This is a genomic window from Staphylococcus sp. 231237_7MaSpsaltlick (genome assembly GCF_043107035.1).
On sequence record NZ_JBICNX010000404.1, the window covers coordinates 1 to 427 of the forward strand.

Below are 427 nucleotides of genomic sequence, written 5' to 3' on the forward strand. Positions count from 1 at the left end.
TCAGAATTGAAAAATTGGCCATAGGCTAATATAACCATTAGGCATAAAACAAGAAAGTGAATGTATTACAAAGCTCGACTGCCTACTCTAAATTGCTATCCTTAGTTTATTTTCTAGGTAAACCTTTTGAAATTTTGCCTGGATTAGTCAATATCACCGTACATACAATTTGTGTTATTTTGTTATACAAAATTGTTGTGAATGTATTTGGAAATGAAAAAGTAGCAATTAATAGTTCATATTTATTTGTTTTATATCCACTGACACTTATTAACACTGTTATTACTTTAAGAGAGATATATGTAATATTATTTGTCTTAATTTTTACCTTAGCAATTTTAAAATATCATGATAGCAAAAGGATTTTATATTTATTTATCAGTATATTGGCGATTGTTTTAGGTAGCATTTTCCATGTGGGTATGGT

Annotated in this window: 1 protein-coding gene; it reads left to right on the forward strand. The window is 27.4% G+C overall.

What is annotated here, in order from left to right:
- Window positions 1-56 precede the first annotated feature (56 nt).
- Window positions 57-427, forward strand: a 371-nt coding sequence (locus ACF91D_RS32100; RefSeq protein ID WP_392438753.1) for a hypothetical protein, incomplete at its 3' end; no start/stop codon positions are given.